General features: G+C 39.4%; 18 protein-coding genes and 1 pseudogene. 9 read left to right on the top strand and 10 right to left on the bottom strand.

Translation table 11 applies throughout. The features are described 5' to 3' along the window. Positions 1-322: 322 nt before the first annotated feature. Positions 323-617: pseudogene (locus ACTJJG_RS04380) on the top strand (hypothetical protein). Positions 618-855: 238 nt separating this feature from the next. On the opposite strand, the gene glmS reads toward ACTJJG_RS04380, so the two are convergent. The 8 genes from glmS to ACTJJG_RS04340 all read right to left on the bottom strand — a co-directional run bounded on the left by glmS (position 856) and on the right by ACTJJG_RS04340 (position 9,128). Further along, on the bottom strand, positions 856-2,694 hold the full coding sequence (gene glmS / locus ACTJJG_RS04375) for a glutamine--fructose-6-phosphate transaminase (isomerizing) (RefSeq protein WP_372552654.1): 1,839 nt from the start codon (positions 2,692-2,694) through the stop codon (positions 856-858). 12 nt (positions 2,695-2,706) lie between these two features. Beyond that, positions 2,707-4,071: a bifunctional UDP-N-acetylglucosamine diphosphorylase/glucosamine-1-phosphate N-acetyltransferase GlmU gene (gene glmU, locus ACTJJG_RS04370; protein ID WP_017398989.1), complete on the bottom strand. Its 1,365-nt coding sequence runs from the start codon at positions 4,069-4,071 to the stop codon at positions 2,707-2,709. Between the two features lie 8 nt (positions 4,072-4,079). Further along, positions 4,080-4,613 carry a phosphatidylglycerophosphatase A family protein gene (locus tag ACTJJG_RS04365; protein ID WP_017398990.1) on the bottom strand — a complete coding sequence of 178 codons (534 nt, stop codon included), beginning with the start codon at positions 4,611-4,613 and terminating at the stop codon, positions 4,080-4,082. After that, positions 4,591-5,508, bottom strand: a complete 918-nt coding sequence (gene thiL, locus ACTJJG_RS04360; RefSeq protein WP_017398991.1) for a thiamine-phosphate kinase — start codon at positions 5,506-5,508, stop codon at positions 4,591-4,593. Before thiL ends, ACTJJG_RS04365 begins: the two co-directional genes overlap by 23 nt. Positions 5,509-5,524: 16 nt before the next feature. Then, positions 5,525-5,974, bottom strand: a complete 450-nt coding sequence (nusB, locus tag ACTJJG_RS04355; RefSeq protein WP_002119137.1) for a transcription antitermination factor NusB — start codon at positions 5,972-5,974, stop codon at positions 5,525-5,527. Positions 5,975-5,977: 3 nt separating this feature from the next. Then, the gene (ribH, locus tag ACTJJG_RS04350; RefSeq protein ID WP_002119264.1) at positions 5,978-6,448 is read right to left on the bottom strand and encodes a 6,7-dimethyl-8-ribityllumazine synthase; all 471 of its coding nucleotides are present in this window, start codon (positions 6,446-6,448) and stop codon (positions 5,978-5,980) included. Positions 6,449-6,459: 11 nt separating this feature from the next. Beyond that, positions 6,460-7,581 carry a bifunctional 3,4-dihydroxy-2-butanone-4-phosphate synthase/GTP cyclohydrolase II gene (ribBA, locus tag ACTJJG_RS04345; RefSeq protein WP_002119278.1) on the bottom strand — a complete coding sequence of 374 codons (1,122 nt, stop codon included), beginning with the start codon at positions 7,579-7,581 and terminating at the stop codon, positions 6,460-6,462. A gap of 239 nt (positions 7,582-7,820) precedes the next feature. After that, the gene (locus ACTJJG_RS04340; RefSeq protein WP_080612948.1) at positions 7,821-9,128 is read right to left on the bottom strand and encodes a hypothetical protein; all 1,308 of its coding nucleotides are present in this window, start codon (positions 9,126-9,128) and stop codon (positions 7,821-7,823) included. A gap of 59 nt (positions 9,129-9,187) precedes the next feature. Here ACTJJG_RS04340 and serB point away from each other — a divergent pair, with 59 nt between their 5' ends. After that, entirely contained in the window at positions 9,188-10,411 is a 1,224-nt protein-coding gene (gene serB / locus ACTJJG_RS04335; protein WP_005804373.1) for a phosphoserine phosphatase SerB, read from the top strand. Positions 10,412-10,434: 23 nt separating this feature from the next. On the opposite strand, the gene ACTJJG_RS04330 is transcribed toward serB, so the two are convergent. Then, positions 10,435-10,707, bottom strand: a complete 273-nt coding sequence (locus ACTJJG_RS04330; RefSeq protein WP_017481842.1) for a hypothetical protein — start codon at positions 10,705-10,707, stop codon at positions 10,435-10,437. Between the two features lie 113 nt (positions 10,708-10,820). Here ACTJJG_RS04330 and aciT point away from each other — a divergent pair, with 113 nt between their 5' ends. Together aciT and ACTJJG_RS04320 are read left to right on the top strand one after the other, a co-directional pair. Then, positions 10,821-11,156 (top strand): ciprofloxacin tolerance protein AciT, encoded by a 336-nt coding sequence (aciT, locus tag ACTJJG_RS04325; protein ID WP_002119105.1) that lies wholly within the window; start codon positions 10,821-10,823, stop codon positions 11,154-11,156. Between the two features lie 251 nt (positions 11,157-11,407). After that, positions 11,408-11,887, top strand: a complete 480-nt coding sequence (locus tag ACTJJG_RS04320; protein ID WP_002119134.1) for a hypothetical protein — start codon at positions 11,408-11,410, stop codon at positions 11,885-11,887. A 44-nt stretch (positions 11,888-11,931) separates the two neighbouring features. Here ACTJJG_RS04320 and dtd read toward each other — a convergent pair whose 3' ends face one another. Then, positions 11,932-12,375, bottom strand: a complete 444-nt coding sequence (gene dtd, locus ACTJJG_RS04315) for a D-aminoacyl-tRNA deacylase (protein WP_032005029.1) — start codon at positions 12,373-12,375, stop codon at positions 11,932-11,934. 168 nt (positions 12,376-12,543) lie between these two features. Between dtd and pncB the strand changes: the two genes are divergently transcribed. From pncB to ACTJJG_RS04290, 5 genes are all read left to right on the top strand, one after another. Next, complete coding sequence (pncB, locus tag ACTJJG_RS04310) at positions 12,544-13,758, top strand: nicotinate phosphoribosyltransferase (protein WP_032006658.1); 1,215 nt, start codon at positions 12,544-12,546, stop codon at positions 13,756-13,758. A gap of 148 nt (positions 13,759-13,906) precedes the next feature. Next, on the top strand, positions 13,907-14,755 hold the full coding sequence (locus ACTJJG_RS04305) for a sulfurtransferase (RefSeq protein WP_032006659.1): 849 nt from the start codon (positions 13,907-13,909) through the stop codon (positions 14,753-14,755). Then, the gene (gene asd, locus ACTJJG_RS04300) at positions 14,752-15,603 is read left to right on the top strand and encodes an archaetidylserine decarboxylase (RefSeq protein ID WP_032006660.1); all 852 of its coding nucleotides are present in this window, start codon (positions 14,752-14,754) and stop codon (positions 15,601-15,603) included. The genes ACTJJG_RS04305 and asd overlap by 4 nt, the downstream gene beginning before the upstream one ends. Before the next feature lie 425 nt (positions 15,604-16,028). Beyond that, complete coding sequence (locus ACTJJG_RS04295; RefSeq protein ID WP_032006661.1) at positions 16,029-17,249, top strand: acetamidase/formamidase family protein; 1,221 nt, start codon at positions 16,029-16,031, stop codon at positions 17,247-17,249. 130 nt (positions 17,250-17,379) lie between these two features. Continuing rightward, positions 17,380-17,799 carry a hypothetical protein gene (locus ACTJJG_RS04290; RefSeq protein WP_069120258.1) on the top strand — a complete coding sequence of 140 codons (420 nt, stop codon included), beginning with the start codon at positions 17,380-17,382 and terminating at the stop codon, positions 17,797-17,799. Positions 17,800-17,824 lie beyond the last annotated feature (25 nt).

Raw genomic sequence — 17,824 nt, 5'->3', positions numbered from 1 at the left:
TGGCATAGAGCACACCTCATAAGTTTTAAAAGTCTAACTTATGGGGTGCAGTTCAATTTGGTGGTAGGACTCCATTTTTAAGGAGTTGGCCATGCCATTATTCAAACTCATTTTCTCTCTCATTTAACTATTTTATTTATTTAAAATTTAGGTTTTTGCTACCTGATATTTTAAATTTATAAATTATTTTTATTTTAAAATCTTAATTATTTTATTTTCCTGTATTTATGGGAGGGCTAACTATTATTTAAAAAATTATTTTAATATTTAAACGAATAATATTTTTATTTTATTTAAAGATATAAATAATCATGAGAATAATATGAAACTTCATAAATTTATATTAGTTTTAAACCTTGTGGTCGGTGCTTACGGTATTACAAATGATGAAGCCAATGCTCAGCAGGAATTTAAAAGAATTTGCTTATCAGGTGAACACATGCAAGCAAGTTGCGATTGTATTTGCCAACAGCTCGCGCAGGTGTATTCATCTCAAACCGTACAACGTTTAAAACACACCAGTTTGCAAAGTCCTGTTCTCCCACAGGACTTTGCCCCTAACTTGTTTAGCAGCATTCAACGCTGCGACAAAACTGAAATGGGCTAAGTTCGCTTAGCTCCTTTATCTCTGTGTCGCAATGATCTCTCAAACTTTAAATCAGCGCAAAAGTAAAAGTCCATTGTGACTCAGGGGCCTAGGGAAGTTTTCTACTATCAAACTAGATTCTCTTATACGCAAAAGCGTCTGTGTAGTGATATGAATGCAATAAAAAAGCCCGATATGCACTTACACATATCGGGCTTAATCAATCAATTATTAAAGCAGGTGATGCCTTAATAATGATATTTTTTGAATTACTCTACAGTTACTGACTTGGCCAAGTTACGTGGCTGGTCAACGTCGGTACCACGTAATACAGCAACGTGATAAGACAATAACTGAACTGGTACGCTATAAACGATTGGAGCTAACCATTCGTTTACTGCTGGAATATGTACAACGTGTTGACGGTCTTTTTCACTGATTCCGCTATTTTCATCCGCGAAAACAAATAATTCACCACCACGTGCCTGAACTTCTTCCATATTTGATTTTAGCTTATCAAGCATTTCATCATTTGGAGCAAGAATCACGATCGGCATTTCATTATCAACAAGTGCTAATGGACCGTGTTTTAACTCACCAGCTGCATAGCCTTCGGCATGAATATATGAAATTTCTTTTAGCTTTAATGCGCCTTCCAATGCGATTGGATAATTCGTACCACGGCCTAAGAATAAGCAGTGATTTTTTTCAACGAATAATTCAGACAAACGCAAAATTTCTGGATCATACTTAAGCGTATCAAGAATAACTTTCGGGCTGTGCCATAACTCACGTGTAATTTCTTCAAGCAGAGCAGGGCTAATACGTTGTTTAACTTGACCAATTTTCAAGATTAACAACATAAGCGCAGCGAGCTGAGTCGTGAACGCTTTAGTTGAAGCAACACCAATTTCAGGACCAGCAAGCGTCAATAAGTGATGATCAGTTTCACGAACCATTGAAGACGTCGCAACGTTACAGATGGTTAAAGTCTGAATATCGATATTGTTTGCTTTCGCACGCTTTTGAGTTTCACGTAGTGCAGCTAAAGTATCGGCAGTTTCACCTGACTGTGAAATACAAATATAAAGTGTATTTTCAACAATTACAGGAGTGCGATAGCGGAATTCACTTGCGATTTCAACTTGGCAAGGCACGCCAATCAGTTGCTCAAACCAATATTTCGCAATCATTCCTGAGTGATAACTTGTACCACACGCAATGATTTGTACGCTTTGAATTTTATTGAAATCTGCATCAGCATTTTTCAAGAAATCATCACGTAAGCTATTGCCATCAAGCGCTTGAGAAATTGTTTGCTTGATTGCTTCTGGTTGCTCATAAATTTCTTTGAGCATGTAGTGTTTGTATTCACCTTTTGATGCACTGCTTACGGTTGCATCAAGCTCTCGTACTGGACGCTCAACGCGCTCGCCATTTGCAAATACTTCAATTGAAGTACGTGTAAGACGTGCAATATCACCTTCTTCTAGGTACATAAAGCGGTTAGTTACAGGCAAAAGTGCAAGTTGGTCTGAACTAATAAAGTTTTCACCAATACCTACACCAATCACGAGTGGTGAACCTTCACGTACAGTAATGAGTTCATCTGGATAATCGCTGTGGATAATACCTAGCGCGTAAGCACCTTTAAGCTGAGGTACAACAGTTTCAACAGCTTCTAAAAGGCTATCTGTACTTTTTAATGCTTCAGCAACTAAGTGTGCAACAACTTCAGTATCTGTTTGAGAAGTAAAAACGTAACCTAAAGCTTGAAGGTCGTCTTTTAATTCTTGGTAGTTTTCAATGATACCGTTATGTACTACAGCGACCTTACCTGACATATGAGGGTGAGCATTGTTTTCAGTTGGTTTACCATGTGTTGCCCAACGGGTATGCGCAATCCCGATAGCCCCCGCAAGTTGGTGTTCAGCGACAGCTTCTGCAAGATTGATAACTTTACCTACACGACGCTCACGTAAAATTTGTTGGTTATTCAGTAAAGCAACACCCGCAGAATCATAACCGCGGTATTCAAGACGTTTTAAACCTTCAAGTAAAATCTCGGTTACACAACGTTGTGCAACGCCTCCGACGATACCACACATACTTCAATCCTCTTATTTTTTAACCTTTTGGGGACGTTGATAATTTGCTTTTGAAATTTGTTGTGCACGTTCAAAGGAGAGACTTTGCTCGGCTACATCTTTCGTAATCACAGAACCAGCACCAACTGTTGCGCCACTCCCAATGGTCACCGGAGCAACCAGCGAGCTATTAGAACCGATAAAAACGGCATCACCAATAGTGGTTTTGTGTTTATTTGCACCGTCGTAATTACAAGTAATCGTACCTGCCCCAATATTCGATTCAGCACCGATTTCTGCATCACCTAAATAGGTGAAATGGTTAGCTTTACTACCCAATCCAATCGTTGTATTTTTAACTTCAACAAAGTTGCCGATATGTACTTCATTTGCCAATTTAGCGCCTGGGCGTAAGCGTGCAAATGGTCCAATTTGAGCATTTTCGCCTACAACTGCGCCATCAAAAACGCTATAGGCTTGAACTTTAGTTCCGGCTGCAATTTTGGTGTTCTTTAAAATACAACCAGCCCCGATTTCTACAAAATCGCCAAGTTCACAGTCACCTTCAATAATCACATTGACGTCAATACGAACGTCATGTCCAACTTTTACAGAACCGCGTAAGTCAAAGCGTGCAGGGTCTGCAAAAGTTACGCCTTGTTGCATAAGCTCTTTTGCTTGCTGTTGCTGGAACTCACGTTCAAGTGCAGCAAGTTGTAAGCGGTCATTGACGCCTTCAACTTCAAAAGCGAGTTCTGGTTGAATAGATGCGATTTCTAGACCATCTGCAACAGCCATTGCTACGATATCAGTTAGATAATATTCGCCTTGCGCATTTTCGTTTGAAAGTTTAGGCAACCACTCATGAAGTTTTGCATTGCTAACACAGTAAATACCTGTGTTGATTTCTTGAATCTGACGCTGAGCTTCTGTTGCATCTTTATGTTCAACAATCGCTTGAATCTTACCTTCTTGACGAACGATACGACCATAACCTGTTGGGTTGTCGACATGTAAAGTAATCATGCCAATGCCCGTTTTACTTGAAACTTCAACAAGTTGCTCTAGCGTTGTTTGACGTACTAAAGGTACATCACCATAAAGAATTAATGAAATCCCGTCTTTAGGAAGTACGGGTAAAGTCATTTGTACCGCATGGCCTGTACCTAGTTGTTCTGCTTGTTTAACCCACACAATATTTTCTTGTGCAAAAGTTTGTTTGACGTGGTCACCACCATGCCCATAAATCGTAATAATATTTTCTGCGTGTATTTTTTTTGCTGTTTGAATGACATGTTCTAAAAGTGGGCGACCCGCTAAAGGTTGTAGTACTTTAGGAAGCTGAGAACGCATACGCGTTCCTTTACCTGCAGCAAGGATAATGACGGTAGTTGACATGAGTAAACCTACTTAAATGGCGTTACGCCCCAAAAAGTAATAAATATGATGATACAGAGGGCCGCCCAAAGCCCTGCAATGATGTCGTCTAGCATGATCCCGAAACCACCAGCAACTTTCTGGTCGGCAACACGGATTGGCCAAGGTTTCCAAACATCAAATAGGCGGAATAAGCAAAAACCAATTAGTGCCCATTGTAACGACATTATATTAAAAAAGATTAAAGGCAGAAGAGTAATTGATTGTCCTGCAAATTCATCCCACACAATTCGCCCATCATCATGAACATCAAGGACTTTTGCAGTTTGACCACAGATATAAATCCCGATCAATGACATGATAAGGATGGCGATCAAGCTTAAGTTAAAGCCAAGTGATAACCAGATTGGAACGAAGAGTAGGGCAAAGGCAGAGCCAAAAGTACCAGGAGCTTTAGGTGCGAGACCAGATCCGAAACCAACTCCACAGAAAACGATGCAGCGGTTGAACCAAGACATGTCCTTAAAATGAATCGGTGGCTTATGCAAAGTGTTGGTATCCATGAATTTGCAATGGGTAATCTGAACCCACGTGCTCAAAAGTTAGTTGTGTTTGCTCAACGATCTCTCCGATCATTGTAATCTTAATGTCTAGTTGTTTTTGCAAAAGTTTTTCATAATTTTGCGGTGTTATTGTAAAACATAATTCGTAGTCATCACCACCAGCTAGCGCATATTGCCAGCGCTGTTGTTCTGGTAGTTCTTCTAGCGTTGAATCAATCGGTAACTTTTCTAAAAGTAATCGGGCACCGACCTTTGAAGCTTTTAAAATGTGACCTAAATCTTGGGCTAATCCATCAGAAATATCAATCATACTAGATGCTAATCCCTTTAACTGTTGTCCAAGTTGACAACGTGGTGTCGGATAGTCTAGTCTTTTTTGTAATGGATGACCTAGGTGCTGTAAACCATAAGCTGCATCACCAACTTGACCGCTCACACAAACATAGTCACCGACTTTGGCACCTGAACGTAACACGGCTTGTCCGCTTTCAATCCAGCCCATGGCCGTAACAGTAATGGTGAGATGAGGGCCTTGAGTCGTATCTCCGCCAATAAGAGCAACGCCAAATTGATTACAGCAGTCATAAATTCCCTGACTGAATCCTTCAAGCCATTCATGATCAATTGTAGGTAGGCTGAGCGCCAGTAAAATACTATGCGGTTTTGCCCCCATTGCTGCAATATCTGAAAGATTGACAGCTACGCTTTTCCAGCCAATTGCATGGGCAGAGGTATCAAGAGGAAAATGACGTCCAGCAACGAGTGTATCTGCACAGATCACCAATTGTTGGTTTACGGGAGGGGTAATTAAGGCTGAGTCATCTCCAATACCCAAGGTGACATCTGTGTAAGATTGTCTGTTAAAGTATTGGTCAATAATAGAAAACTCAGCCATATCAACTTCAAACCTATTAGTTTGCTTGTTGTTTTTCAGCACTACGTAGTGTTGAACTTAAACGATCTAGAACGCCATTAATGTATTTATGGCTATCTGCTCCACCAAAGTGTTTAGCGAGTTCAATAGCTTCATCTAGAACGACACGATAAGGTACTTCTAAATGATCACGTAACTCGTAAGCACCCAAGCGTAATGTTGCTAGCTCTACACCATCAAGTGCACTAAGTTCACGGTCAAGAACCGGAATAAGTAATGCATCAAGATCTTCGTGCTGTGCAATCACTTGTGTTAGAAGTTCGTGATAGTAGTTTAAGTCTACCTTGTGCATTGCATTTTCAGCACGGGTGCGTGCTTCGATTTCATGTACAGGGTTGTGACTCATTTGCCACTCATAAATACCTTGTACAGCAAAACGACGTGCTTTACGTTTTGCTGCATAAGCGGCTTGCAGTGTTTGAGACATGCTTTAAATTGCCTTTAATAAATTAACCATTTCAATTGCAGTTAAAGCAGCTTCGCTACCTTTGTTTCCTGCTTTTGTACCTGAACGTTCGATGGCTTGCTCGATGCTATCAGTAGTTAATACACCATTGATGACAGGCAAGCTGCTTTCTAACGCGACTACACCTAAACCTTTTGCACATTCACCAGCAACGAAGTCAAAGTGTGGTGTGCTACCACGAATAACTGCGCCAAGTGCGATAATGGCATCAAACTGGTTTGATGTAGCTAATTTTTTAGCAACAATCGGGAGTTCCCATGCGCCAGGAGCATGAATAACAGTAATGTTATCTTCATTTACACCATGACGTTTTAATGTGTCGATTGCACCATCCAATAAGTGTTCAACAACAAAGCTGTTGAAACGACCCACTAAAATCGCATAACGACCTTCGCTTGCGAGATGTAATAAACCTTCAATACGGCGAATTGCCATAGCAACCTCGATTATTTCGTTGTGATTTGATCAGCAGTGACATATTCCACTACTTCTAAATTAAAGCCAGATAAAGCATTGAAACGTAATGGTGAGCTAAGAAGCTTCATTTTTTCAACACCTAAGTCACGCAAAATTTGAGCACCGACACCAATGGTTTGATATTGATGTGAAAGTGCTGCATTGGATTTCACCGGTTTTGGCTTATTTAAATCATCCAACGCTGGTCCCAAGTCTTGCAAATGATCTTGTCCGATCCAGACTAAAACACCGCGATCACTCGCTGCAATCGTCTGTAGGGCACGGTCTAAATTCCACGCAGGTTCACCATCAGCTTTATTTAGCTTAAGCAAATCGCGAATTGGACTAAAACCATGCACACGTACTGTTGTAACACCTTCTTTTGGCTCGCCTTTAACTAAAGCCAAATGAATGTCCGGGTTACCAATCTCACGATAACGATAAAGTTCAAATGAACCATATTCTGTTTGAATGGTTTTTTGATCCAGACGTTCAACCGTTTGCTCATTGGTCATGCGGTAGTGAATCAAGTCCGCAATTGTACCAATTTTTAAGCCATGCTTCTCGGCAAAAATTTCTAAATCTGCACGGCGTGCCATTGTGCCATCTTCATTAATGATTTCACAAATGACAGAAGCCGGTTCAAGGCCTGCTAAACGAGCTAAATCACAACCTGCTTCGGTATGGCCTGCACGATGTAAAACACCGCCTGGTTGAGCCATTAACGGGAAAATATGACCCGGCTGTACGATATCAGTTGGTTTTGCATGCGCTGCGACAGCAGCTTGAATTGTATGTGCACGCTCTGCTGCTGAAATACCCGTGGTAATACCTTCAGCGGCTTCGATTGATAAGGTAAAGTTTGTACTGTGCTGAGCGCCGTTTTGGTCAACCATCAACGGAAGGTTTAACTGTTTACAGCGCTCACGGCTTAGCGTTAGGCAAACTAGACCACGTGCATGGGTAATCATGAAGTTAATATCTTCAGGACGAACATGCGTTGCTGCAATGACAAGATCACCTTCATTTTCGCGATCTTCGTCATCCATCAAGATAACCATTTTGCCTGCACGAATATCGGCGACAAGATCTTCAACACGACTCAGCGGCATTCGCTTTCACCTTTTTTTGTCGTAAGACAATTTCTATTTAATAAATTTTGCATAGTTTACGCTGTTTAGAGAATTTTGCCTATGATTCTGATTTATCCAAATTTGTGACCTCTAAGAATAGATCGAGATTTATTTATACAAATAAATCATAAGAAAAAGGAGTAGTTTTAAATAAAAGGTATGAATTTAAATAAAAAAACCTAGCCAAAAGGCTAGGTTCTGATGCGCGTAGTTACTTTTTATGAAGCTGCACTACTTGGACTATCACTTTGTGGGATTGATTTTTTTCCCATTAAAATTTCAGTCCGGATATTTTGAGCAAGTTCAGCACATTCTGCATTCATACCATTGATCATAAATGCATGACGTGTCATCACATTGCTTGGGTTTGGCATAGCAACAAGTTGGTAGCTGTCTTGAATTGCTTTGAGCTGTTCATTTTCGAGATATAAAGCAGACTCTTTAGCGTGAAGATGCTGTGCTAAACGTTGAGCAGCTTCTTTTGCATCGATTTGCATAGCTTCTACAGCATTACATGTTGCACTACGAGTTTGCAGCGCAAAGCGTTTATCTTCACGGTAACGTTTATATAAAACATCTGAAAGTAATTGGAATACTGTTCCAATCATAAGTAGACATTCTACGGCATGCGTATGAGAGGTTGAAATCGCAAGTGTCGCACCGTCGGCATTAAACTCATCTACTACTTCAATATCTGTGAGTTTCAATTGGTAATGCTTAACGCATAACTCAATACTCTTGTTTAAAAAGAGCTGGCAGAGTTTGAAATAAGGAACAGATACCGATTGGTTAACACTGCTTAATAACTGTTTAGGGTCATAAAACTGAATATTGAGTGCCAACGTATGTTGGTCAGCTGAATCTGAAGTTTTTTCGGCTTGTTGGCGAGCTGCTGGTTTCGCTTTAGCTTGTTGCTGAGCTTGTGCAACCAAGGTTACCGTATTTTGTTTTTCTAGAGCCAATGCTTGAGTTAACTGCTGAATTTCATGCTTCAAGCGGTTTTCTTCATTAATGCGTGCCAAATATTCACTTCGTGTTGGACGAGCAATCGCGCGATAGGCAAGCCACAATAAAACATGCAAAAACAGAGAAGCTAAAATTGCAAGCCATTGAGTACGAAGAATTTCTCCGATACTTGGCTGAATCAACGTAACTTCAATAGATCCGACTTTCTTTTCATTTTGAAGGGCATCACGAGCAAAAATTTCGCCTTGGCGGGTTTTTGAAATTCCGCTCGTTGCTAGAACCTGTTTGTTTGCATCAAGAATGCGAATAGACGCAACACTTGGATTGGTCGCATAGCGATTGGCAATCAGAGCCAAAGACACCGTATTAGCAGGTTCAAGCTCGGATAAGCTGTCTGCAACGAGCTGACTGGTCATGAGCTGACCTTGACTCGCACGGTTTTCATTAAGCTGGTGTGTCGTTGCAATGACCAATAAAAAGGTATGCAATGCAAAACTAACGATCAGTAGGCTAGCAAATAGCCCTTGTCTAGGCGCAATCAAGTTAAACTTCCAAGGCAATTATATTGAAATTCGATTATGATTCTTACAATAGTTGTCACTCAGACTAGAGTCAATTCATGCGAGAAATCATTCTTATATCCTTTTTAGGACCGGACCAACCAAACCAGTTTACCCGATTAATGCAAGTACTATCCGTACATTCATTGCAAATACTGGATGTAGGTCAGGCTGTTATTCATAATCAACTTACATTAGGCATTGTAGTCGCTTCTGATAATGAAACTGCGACCGCATTGGCAATGAAAGAGATTCTGATTTTAGCACATGATATTGGCTTAACAGTGCGCTTTAAACCAATCACGGGCGCAGAATACGATCAATGGGTAAGTGAAGGTGGTCGGACTCGTTATATCGTCACGGCTTTAGCTCCAGAACTCACTGCGGCACACTTACAAGCAGTTACAAAAATTGTGTCTAGCCAAGGCTTTAACATCGAAACAGTAACGCGTTTATCAGGTCGTGTAGACTTTGAAAAGGATAGTGCATTCCCACGTCGTGCCTGTGTACAGTTTGGTCTAAGTAGCGGCCCAACTTTAGATGCACAAGCCATGCGAGCTGCATGTTTACTTCTTTCAAGCGAATTAAATATCGATGTTGCTGTTCAAGAAGACAACGCTTATCGACGTAATCGCCGTTTGGTGTGTTTCGATATGGACTCAACGTTAATTGAACAAGAAGTGATTGATGAGTTGGCGATTGAAGCAGGGGTAGGCGCACAAGTTGCTGAAATCACTGAAAGAGCGATGCAAGGTGAGCTTGATTTTCAGCAAAGTTTCCGTGCCCGTGTTGCATTATTAAAAGGTCTTGATGCTGCTGTTTTACCTAAAATTGCAGAGCGTTTAACCATTACCGAAGGTGCAGAGCGTCTTATCTCGACTTTAAAAGCACTTGGCTATAAAACGGCAATTTTATCTGGTGGATTCCAGTATTTTGCTGAGTATTTACAAGGCAAACTCGGTATTGATGAAGTTCACGCTAACATTTTAGATGTCCAAGACGGTTTCGTAACAGGCGAAGTGAAAGGTGCGATTGTAGATGGTGCCCGTAAAGCTGAGTTATTACGCGAGCTTGCAAATAAGATGGGGATTTCTCTAGAGCAAGCGATGGCAGTAGGCGATGGTGCAAACGATTTACCGATGCTTGCGATCGCAGGTTTAGGTGTTGCCTATCGTGCAAAACCATTAGTACGCCAAAACGCAAATCAAGCGATTTCAAGTGTTGGTTTAGATGGTGTGCTTTATTTACTCGGTATGCATGATAAAGATTTAAATCGTGCTTAACCTATATGGATAAGCTTTAAGCGCTACTTCAGAGTAGCGCTTTTTTTATGCAGAATAGTCATAAAAACAAGCAAGTTATGACAAAATTTTGCACAGAAAAAAGGCAATAAAAAAATCTGAAAAAAACTTATTTTGATCCTTAAAAACGGCATATTTTTTTGTAATGACACGCCAGAATTGATGCCATATAGGGAATCGAACTTTTTGAATTTTACAAAAATGTAATGACAAAAGAATGTTGCGACAAAGTATGTCGCATTAAGAAAAAACGGGTCTTTTTTTCTAAAAAAAAACATCCATAATGCATCGTAAGCTTCAACACAAATCATGAATTAAAGTTGTTTTTGGAATGAGGTCGGGTATTAAAGACCGAATGTTTTTAGACGTTTTCATTAAGACGGAGGTTTCTATGGTAACAGCGAATTTTGCCGCTATCGCCGGATTCAGCTTAATTGCTGTCGCGCTTGTTGCTGTTTTCTTTTCTCCTTACCGTCGTTGGCTTGGTTTTATGCTTGCAGGGATGTTCTTTTGGGGGCTATTGGAAGTGGTCCGTTTTGGAGTTCAAGTCACTTTTGAAATGCCAGTCACATATAGTTATTTAACTGCATTAAGTCTAGCGATGGTAATGGTTACATTTATTTTGTTACGTGAGGATAAACAAGCACAAAAGGCATTGGCAAATCGCCAATATATAGAACACACGCCAGTATATGAAGATGATCAGCAGCAATGTTCTAGCCGATAATTAAATTGTTATCTAACGGTAAAAAGGTATGCACAGCATGCCTTTTTCATTTACGAAACGTGATTTTTATTATACAAAGCATTTATTAAAAAATAGCCAGTTATGCTACGATAGATGGGTCTGTTGACGTTTCATCTAGATTGCGTTGCCAGCTAAAAAATATCAATTGATGCATAAAACATAGGCAATGGTATGACCTTGCTAAGTTTTGCTCTAAAGTTTTCATAAAAATACAATAGGCGTGAATGTTCATGAAACTTTCTTCCATACCTGTAGTCAAGTTACCTCTTGTTGATGTCAGTACAGACCCATTAGATTTGTTGGTAGCAGGTTTAGTGCTGCGTATGAAGCAGTTGGCGCGTACTAGCCCTAAGTTTATTGAACTGATTCATGACCGTGCATTTCGTATTCAGATCGGTACAGATTTAGGTGTTGCACGTCAGATCATTATTAATAATGGTCAGATTGATACTGTTGCAGGCGCACCTGAAAAAGCTGATTTTATTTTGCAATTTGCAGACAGTGAGCAAGGTGTAAAAACTTTGATCAAAGGTGACCCAACAGCATTTATGACGGGTATGCAAGATGGCAGCATTAAAATGGAAGGTGACTTCAGCTTGTTGGTATGGTTCAACCAGGTTGCTAAGCTCATTCCACCTAAGTTACCAAAACCAGTAAAAGATAAAGTACGTCAGGCACGTGCTTTTATTAAAGAGAAAACTGGACGTTAATATCCAAATATAAAAAAACTCCCATTTTGGGAGTTTTTTTATGTCTATGCTTCGACTTCTAGATTGAATGTCACTGGACCATCATTAATCAAATGAACTTTCATATCGGCTGCAAAAATTCCAGTTTGAACTTTTTCAAATTGAGAATGCGCATATTCAACCAATTGTTCGTATAACGCTTTTGCGTCGCTAGGTGGCATTGCTGGGCCAAAGTCTGGACGCAGACCTTTTTGTGTTTGTGCCATCAAGGTAAATTGTGACACAAGCAAGATTCCACCATTTGCTTGAGACACGTTCCAGCCCATTTTGCCTTGTTCATCATCAAAAATTCGATATTTCAAAATTTTATCAATAAGCTTTTGACCAATAGCCAAAGTATCATCTCGGCCAATGCCTAAAAACACCAGTAGGCCGTGTTGGATTTCGCCTGTAGTTTCACCGTCTACAACCACTTTGGCTTCAAGAACTCGTTGTATTAAAGCGCGCATAGTTAAAGCAAATTTCTATAATTAATTGAATTAACGTAGTTTAGCAGAATTTAAATTAAATGATTTTTAAAAGGAAATTTCATGGAACTGCAACAATGGTATAAAACCTCGTAATTCATCCATAAAAATATGCTTTAATGCTAAGAAGCAAGCGAATAATCATTGACTATGTCTCCAATTATCCATTCTTTACTAGATACAGACTTGTACAAATTTACGATGCTACAAGTGGTTCTGCATAAATTCCCGCAAACACATAGTGTCTATCATTTTCGTTGCAGAAACTTAGAAGATACAGTCTATCCATTAGTGGATATTTTGGATGACTTAAACGAGCAACTCGACCATTTATGTAATCTCAAATATAAAGAAGACGAGCTACAATATTTAAGAAAATTACGCTTTATTAAAAGCGACTTTGTCGATTACTTAGAATTATTCCAACTCAAACGTCGTTTTATTCAGGCTAGTATTGATGCAGAAGGCCGATTAGATATTCATATTGAAGGACCGATGGTTCAGGCGATGATGTTCGAGATTTTTGTCCTAGCCATTGTAAATGAGTTGTATTTTAGCCGTATCAAAACAGATCAAGTTTGGGCCGAAGGCGAACGCCGTTTACAAGCAAAACTCGATTTGATTCAGCAATATGAAAAATCTCAAAAGCCAAACGATCCACCGTTTTTAGTTTCTGATTTTGGTACACGTCGTCGTTATAGCTTTGCTTGGCAAAAACATGTCGTAGCGGCATTTCATAAAACTGTACCAAATGTGTTCCGTGGTACAAGTAATGTGTTGCTGGCTAAAGAGCTTAACATTACACCGATCGGGACCATGGCACATGAATTCCTACAGGCGTTTCAGGCACTTGATGTACGTTTGCGTGATTTCCAAAAAGCTGCTTTAGAGACGTGGGTACAAGAGTACCGTGGAGATTTAGGAATTGCCCTAACCGATGTGGTAGGGATGGACGCTTTCTTACGCGACTTTGACCTGTATTTTGCCAAACTATTTGATGGTTTACGTCATGACAGTGGCGACCCGTATGAATGGGGTGATAAGGCGTATGCACATTACCGTAAATTAAAAATTGATACCAAAACCAAAATGCTGACCTTTAGCGATGGCCTTAATTTGCCAAAGGCATGGGAGTTGCATCAATACTTTAAAGATCGTTTTCAGGTGAGTTTCGGTATTGGTACTAACCTAACCAACGATATGGGGCAAAAGCCACTGAATATTGTGTTGAAACTGGTTGAATGTAATGGTCAGTCAGTTGCGAAGATCTCTGATAGTCCGGGTAAAACCATGACTGACAACGATACTTTCTTGGCCTATTTGCGTCAGGTTTTTGAAATCGAAGAACTTGAAGAAGTGGTTTAAGTAAAAAGTGGTCTCGCTATTTTTTATTTTTAAAAGTGAGAATGCTGATATCTGATTTTCTGCTAAAGCGTAGCAGAAAATCAGAGTTTGTTAGATATATGCTTATGCTAAGATTGAAAATAAGCTGGTATAAAAAGAAACCATGACGATGACACTCCCTGATTTTAAACTCGATTTATTAATAGAAGCAGAAGAATTAGTGCCTTATTTAGGCAATGAATATATTCGCATTATAGATTTGAGCCGTGCATCGGTTTATGAACAACTCCATATTCCACATGCCATTCATTTACAGCCTAAATGGTTAGTGGCTCAACACGAAGAAGCCACTGGTGTTTTGCCAGATGAAGCGGGTTTGCAAGCACTGATTGAAAAATTGAATATTTCACCGAATCATCATGTTGTGGTCTATGACGATGAAGGTGGTGCATGGGCTGGGCGTTTAATCTGGAATTTGCATTGCCTAGGATTTACCCGTACCAGTTTAATTAACGGCGGTATCCATGCATGGTTAGGTGCAGGCTTACCAACTACAGCAGAAGTTGAAAAAATTTCTCCTGTTACAGACTTAATTCAAATTGATTTATCACATGCCGCTCAGTTCCGTGTGAACTATGAAGAGCTACGCAAACAAGTTGAGCAAGAAAGTGTGCAACTGTGGGATTGCCGGACGAGTGATGAATATAGTGGTGTCCGTTTAGCAGCGCGACGCGGCGGTCACATTCCAAATGCCCTCCATTTTGAATGGAGTACTGCACTTAATCGTCAAAATCATCTAAAATTGCATCCGCTTGAACGCACGCGGCAGCGCCTTGAACAACTTGGGTTCGATTTACAACAACCTGTAGTTGTGTACTGCCAGTCACATCACCGTTCCGGTTTGGCCTATATTCTGGCTAGACTCTTGGGCTGGGAAGCAAAAGCCTATGATGGTGCGTGGAGTGAATGGGGCAATCGCCTCGATAGTCCTATTATTACTGGAGAATCACCGTCGTGAGTTTCACATCTCGATTAAAAAAAGAATTATTTATTAAGGCACAAAACCTTGTACCACAGCATCAATTGAGCCGTGTGGTAGGTAAAGTTGCTGCGAGTGAAAATCCAGTTGTGAAAAACGCTGTTATTCATGCGTTTAAAGCTAAATATGGGATTGATTTATCGATTGCTGAACAAGGCAATGCACTGAAATATAAATCTTTTAATGACTTTTTTACCCGTGCATTAAAAGAGGGTGTACGTCTGATTGATGAAAATACAGATAGCATTGTCTCACCAGCGGACGGCGCAATTTCCCAAATTGGTAAAATTACTGCGGGTGAAGTCTTTCAAGCAAAAGGTCAAAGTTTCTCTGTAGAGAAACTCATTGGCGATCCACAACTTGCTCAACCATTCCAAGACGGTGAGTTCGCGACAGTTTATTTATCACCGCGTGATTACCATCGTGTTCATATGCCGTTTGCCGGGACATTAACAGAAACGTTATACGTGCCAGGCGAGCTATTTTCAGTAAATCAGGTCACTGCTGAAAATGTACCGGGATTATTTGCTCGTAATGAACGCATGGTGTGTTTGTTCGATACTGAACTTGGCCGTATGGCTGTTGTTCTAGTAGGTGCGATGATTGTTGCTGGTATTGAAACTGTGGCAACAGGCAAGGTAAAACCTTCAGGCCGTATCGAATTACAACATCATCAGTTAAAGCTAGAGAAAGGTGCTGAGCTTGGACGTTTTTATTTAGGTTCTACAGCTGTTATTTTATTTGAAAAAGATAAGATCGAATGGGAACAACGTTTTAAAGCTGAGTCTGTAGTTGTAATGGGCGAGCGCATGGGACATACCGTTTAGTCCGTTATATAGCTCCCTAAAAACAAGTAAACCCTGACTTTAATTATTCAGGGTTTTTTTGATTTAAATTATATAAACCTAAAATATATAATTATGTTTGGATTTATATTATATGGAAATATAATTATTATTAAGTGATCTAAATGAGTACGTTATATAAGCTAGTCTATAAATATGTATCTGAAGAGAGCAAAAATATTAATATGATTAAAAATTAATAAATAAAAATAGAATGAAATACTTAAGTTAGACTTAAGTCGAGGTTTTAATTTCATTTGAAGATAAGTTATTAAATCTAAAAAATTATTTATTTTTTTATAAGCAAGAAATGCTTTTTAGATATTACACAACTTTAGCCTTGGCACAATGCTTGCTACTTGTTCAGGACTTTACTGTAACTTTCATATTTTTTAGGTTCTGAAATCATGTTAAAAGTTAAACGCCTGACAGCTTCGGTTTTATCTGTACTTTGTATTTCACTCACCCATGCCAATGATTTTAAAGTTTTAAATCAAATTTCAAAACAACCTACTCAACTTCAAAATGGAGAATATAAAGGTAATTATTACGTTCCATCTACTTTAAATACCATTACATGGGGCTATTTACCAAATCGAGATGCTAAACCCGTGCTTACTGTTCCGTCGGGTAGTGTTGTGACATTTGATACGGTTTCTCATGAAGGTTTGCTTGAAGACCAAGGGCGTAATGCTGAAAAGTTCTTTCAATCGAAAGGTGTCAAATCTAATGAAATCTTGGAAGATGCAAAAATAATTACGCAGTCAAATTTAAAGCATGATTTTCATAAAGATGGGCCGCATATTGTGACAGGCCCTGTTGCAATTGAAGGTGCACAGCCCGGTGATATTCTGAAAGTTGAAGTACTTAAAGTTGAGCCACGTGTTCCTTACGGTGTGATTTCAAATCGACATGGTAAAGGTGCTTTAGTAGGGGAGTTTCCTAAAAAAGCAAAGCAAGAAAATGCATCGGCTGAGCATCCTGAACGTTATGGAAATGTATCGATTTTCACCCCAATCGAAAAAAATGCTAAAGGTGAATACGAAGGTGTATTAAAAACAGAATCTGGTAAATCAATACGTTTTCCGCTCTATCCTTTTATGGGAATTATGGGGGTAGCAGCCAATACGTCTGAGCCTGTTCACTCTGTACCACCTGCAATGTATGGCGGAAATATTGATATTAATGAACTAGGTGCAGGTTCAACCGCGTATTATCCTGTTCAAGTCAAAGGTGCATTATTCTATACGGGTGATAGCCATTTCGCGCAAGGCGATGGGGAAGTGGCATTAACGGCACTAGAAGCTTCAGCCCGCGCCACGCTGAAATTTACCTTACTCAAAGCAGGTAAGGACAAAATACCGGGCAAAGATTTAAAACAACCTTTAGCTGAAAATGCTGAATTTTGGATTACACCGGGTCTAGATGAAGATCTTGATGAAGCGATGAAGAAATCTACACGTGAAGCCATTCGTTTCTTAAACCAAGAATACGGTATTGATGAAGCGACAGCGTATGCCTATTTAAGTGCCGCGACTGATTTTGAAGTTTCACAAGTGGTAGATAAAACCAAAGGTATTCATGCAAAAATCAGAAAAGCTGATTTTAAAGAGTTTGAGAGTAAATAATTGAGATGACCTAAGCTTGGTATTTAAAATATTAAATACCAAGTTAATTTTATTTTAACTATTTATAAGTTTTATATATTTTATAATTAAGTATAATAAATCTCACATATATTGATTAGTATAAAATCTAATGCAATCACTTCCTAACGTTCTACTATATTTGGCTGCACTATTAACATTCTGTGCCGCATTACTTCATTTTATTTGTGTGTTTTGGGGAGCAAATGGTTTTCGGTTTTTAGGGGCTGGTAAAAGTATTGTCCAGATGGTTGAAAGAGGGCATTGGTATCCGAATTTTATGGCAATTTCGGTTGGTTTTATTCTTTGTATTTTTTCTTTTTATGCTTTTTGTGCAGCAAGTAGCTTTATCAGTTTGCCAGTTGAAAAAATTATTATTTCTCTCGTTGCCATCATATTTATTTTGCGTGGTTTGGCATTTCCGTGGTTAAAGGCTAGATTTAGTGGGAATAGTGATCTATTTTGGTATATAAGTTCTTTCATTTGCCTCTTGTTGGGTTCGTTATATGCAATAGGGGCATATTTTTTATAAGTTCAATTTGAAATGATTAGAAAGT

Origin of the sequence: Acinetobacter sp. 22512, from assembly GCF_052044755.1 — a bacterium.
GTDB classification, from domain to species: Bacteria; Pseudomonadota; Gammaproteobacteria; order Pseudomonadales; family Moraxellaceae; genus Acinetobacter; species Acinetobacter pittii.
This window is presented reverse-complemented; position numbering and strand designations above follow the sequence as displayed.

Bases quoted from the DNA above. Each gene is read 5' to 3' on its own strand.
- glmS (WP_372552654.1), bottom strand. From the start codon at position 2,694: ATGTGTGGTATCGTCGGAGGCGTTGCACAACGTTGTGTAACCGAGATT.
- glmU (WP_017398989.1), bottom strand. From the start codon at position 4,071: ATGTCAACTACCGTCATTATCCTTGCTGCAGGTAAAGGAACGCGTATG.
- ACTJJG_RS04365 (WP_017398990.1), bottom strand. From the start codon at position 4,613: ATGGATACCAACACTTTGCATAAGCCACCGATTCATTTTAAGGACATG.
- thiL (WP_017398991.1), bottom strand. From the start codon at position 5,508: ATGGCTGAGTTTTCTATTATTGACCAATACTTTAACAGACAATCTTAC.
- nusB (WP_002119137.1), bottom strand. From the start codon at position 5,974: ATGTCTCAAACACTGCAAGCCGCTTATGCAGCAAAACGTAAAGCACGT.
- ribH (WP_002119264.1), bottom strand. From the start codon at position 6,448: ATGGCAATTCGCCGTATTGAAGGTTTATTACATCTCGCAAGCGAAGGT.
- ribBA (WP_002119278.1), bottom strand. From the start codon at position 7,581: ATGCCGCTGAGTCGTGTTGAAGATCTTGTCGCCGATATTCGTGCAGGC.
- serB (WP_005804373.1), top strand. From the start codon at position 9,188: ATGCGAGAAATCATTCTTATATCCTTTTTAGGACCGGACCAACCAAAC.
- ACTJJG_RS04330 (WP_017481842.1), bottom strand. From the start codon at position 10,707: ATGTTTTTTTTTAGAAAAAAAGACCCGTTTTTTCTTAATGCGACATAC.
- aciT (WP_002119105.1), top strand. From the start codon at position 10,821: ATGGTAACAGCGAATTTTGCCGCTATCGCCGGATTCAGCTTAATTGCT.
- ACTJJG_RS04320 (WP_002119134.1), top strand. From the start codon at position 11,408: ATGAAACTTTCTTCCATACCTGTAGTCAAGTTACCTCTTGTTGATGTC.
- dtd (WP_032005029.1), bottom strand. From the start codon at position 12,375: ATGCGCGCTTTAATACAACGAGTTCTTGAAGCCAAAGTGGTTGTAGAC.
- pncB (WP_032006658.1), top strand. From the start codon at position 12,544: ATGTCTCCAATTATCCATTCTTTACTAGATACAGACTTGTACAAATTT.
- ACTJJG_RS04305 (WP_032006659.1), top strand. From the start codon at position 13,907: ATGACACTCCCTGATTTTAAACTCGATTTATTAATAGAAGCAGAAGAA.
- ACTJJG_RS04295 (WP_032006661.1), top strand. From the start codon at position 16,029: ATGTTAAAAGTTAAACGCCTGACAGCTTCGGTTTTATCTGTACTTTGT.
- ACTJJG_RS04290 (WP_069120258.1), top strand. From the start codon at position 17,380: ATGCAATCACTTCCTAACGTTCTACTATATTTGGCTGCACTATTAACA.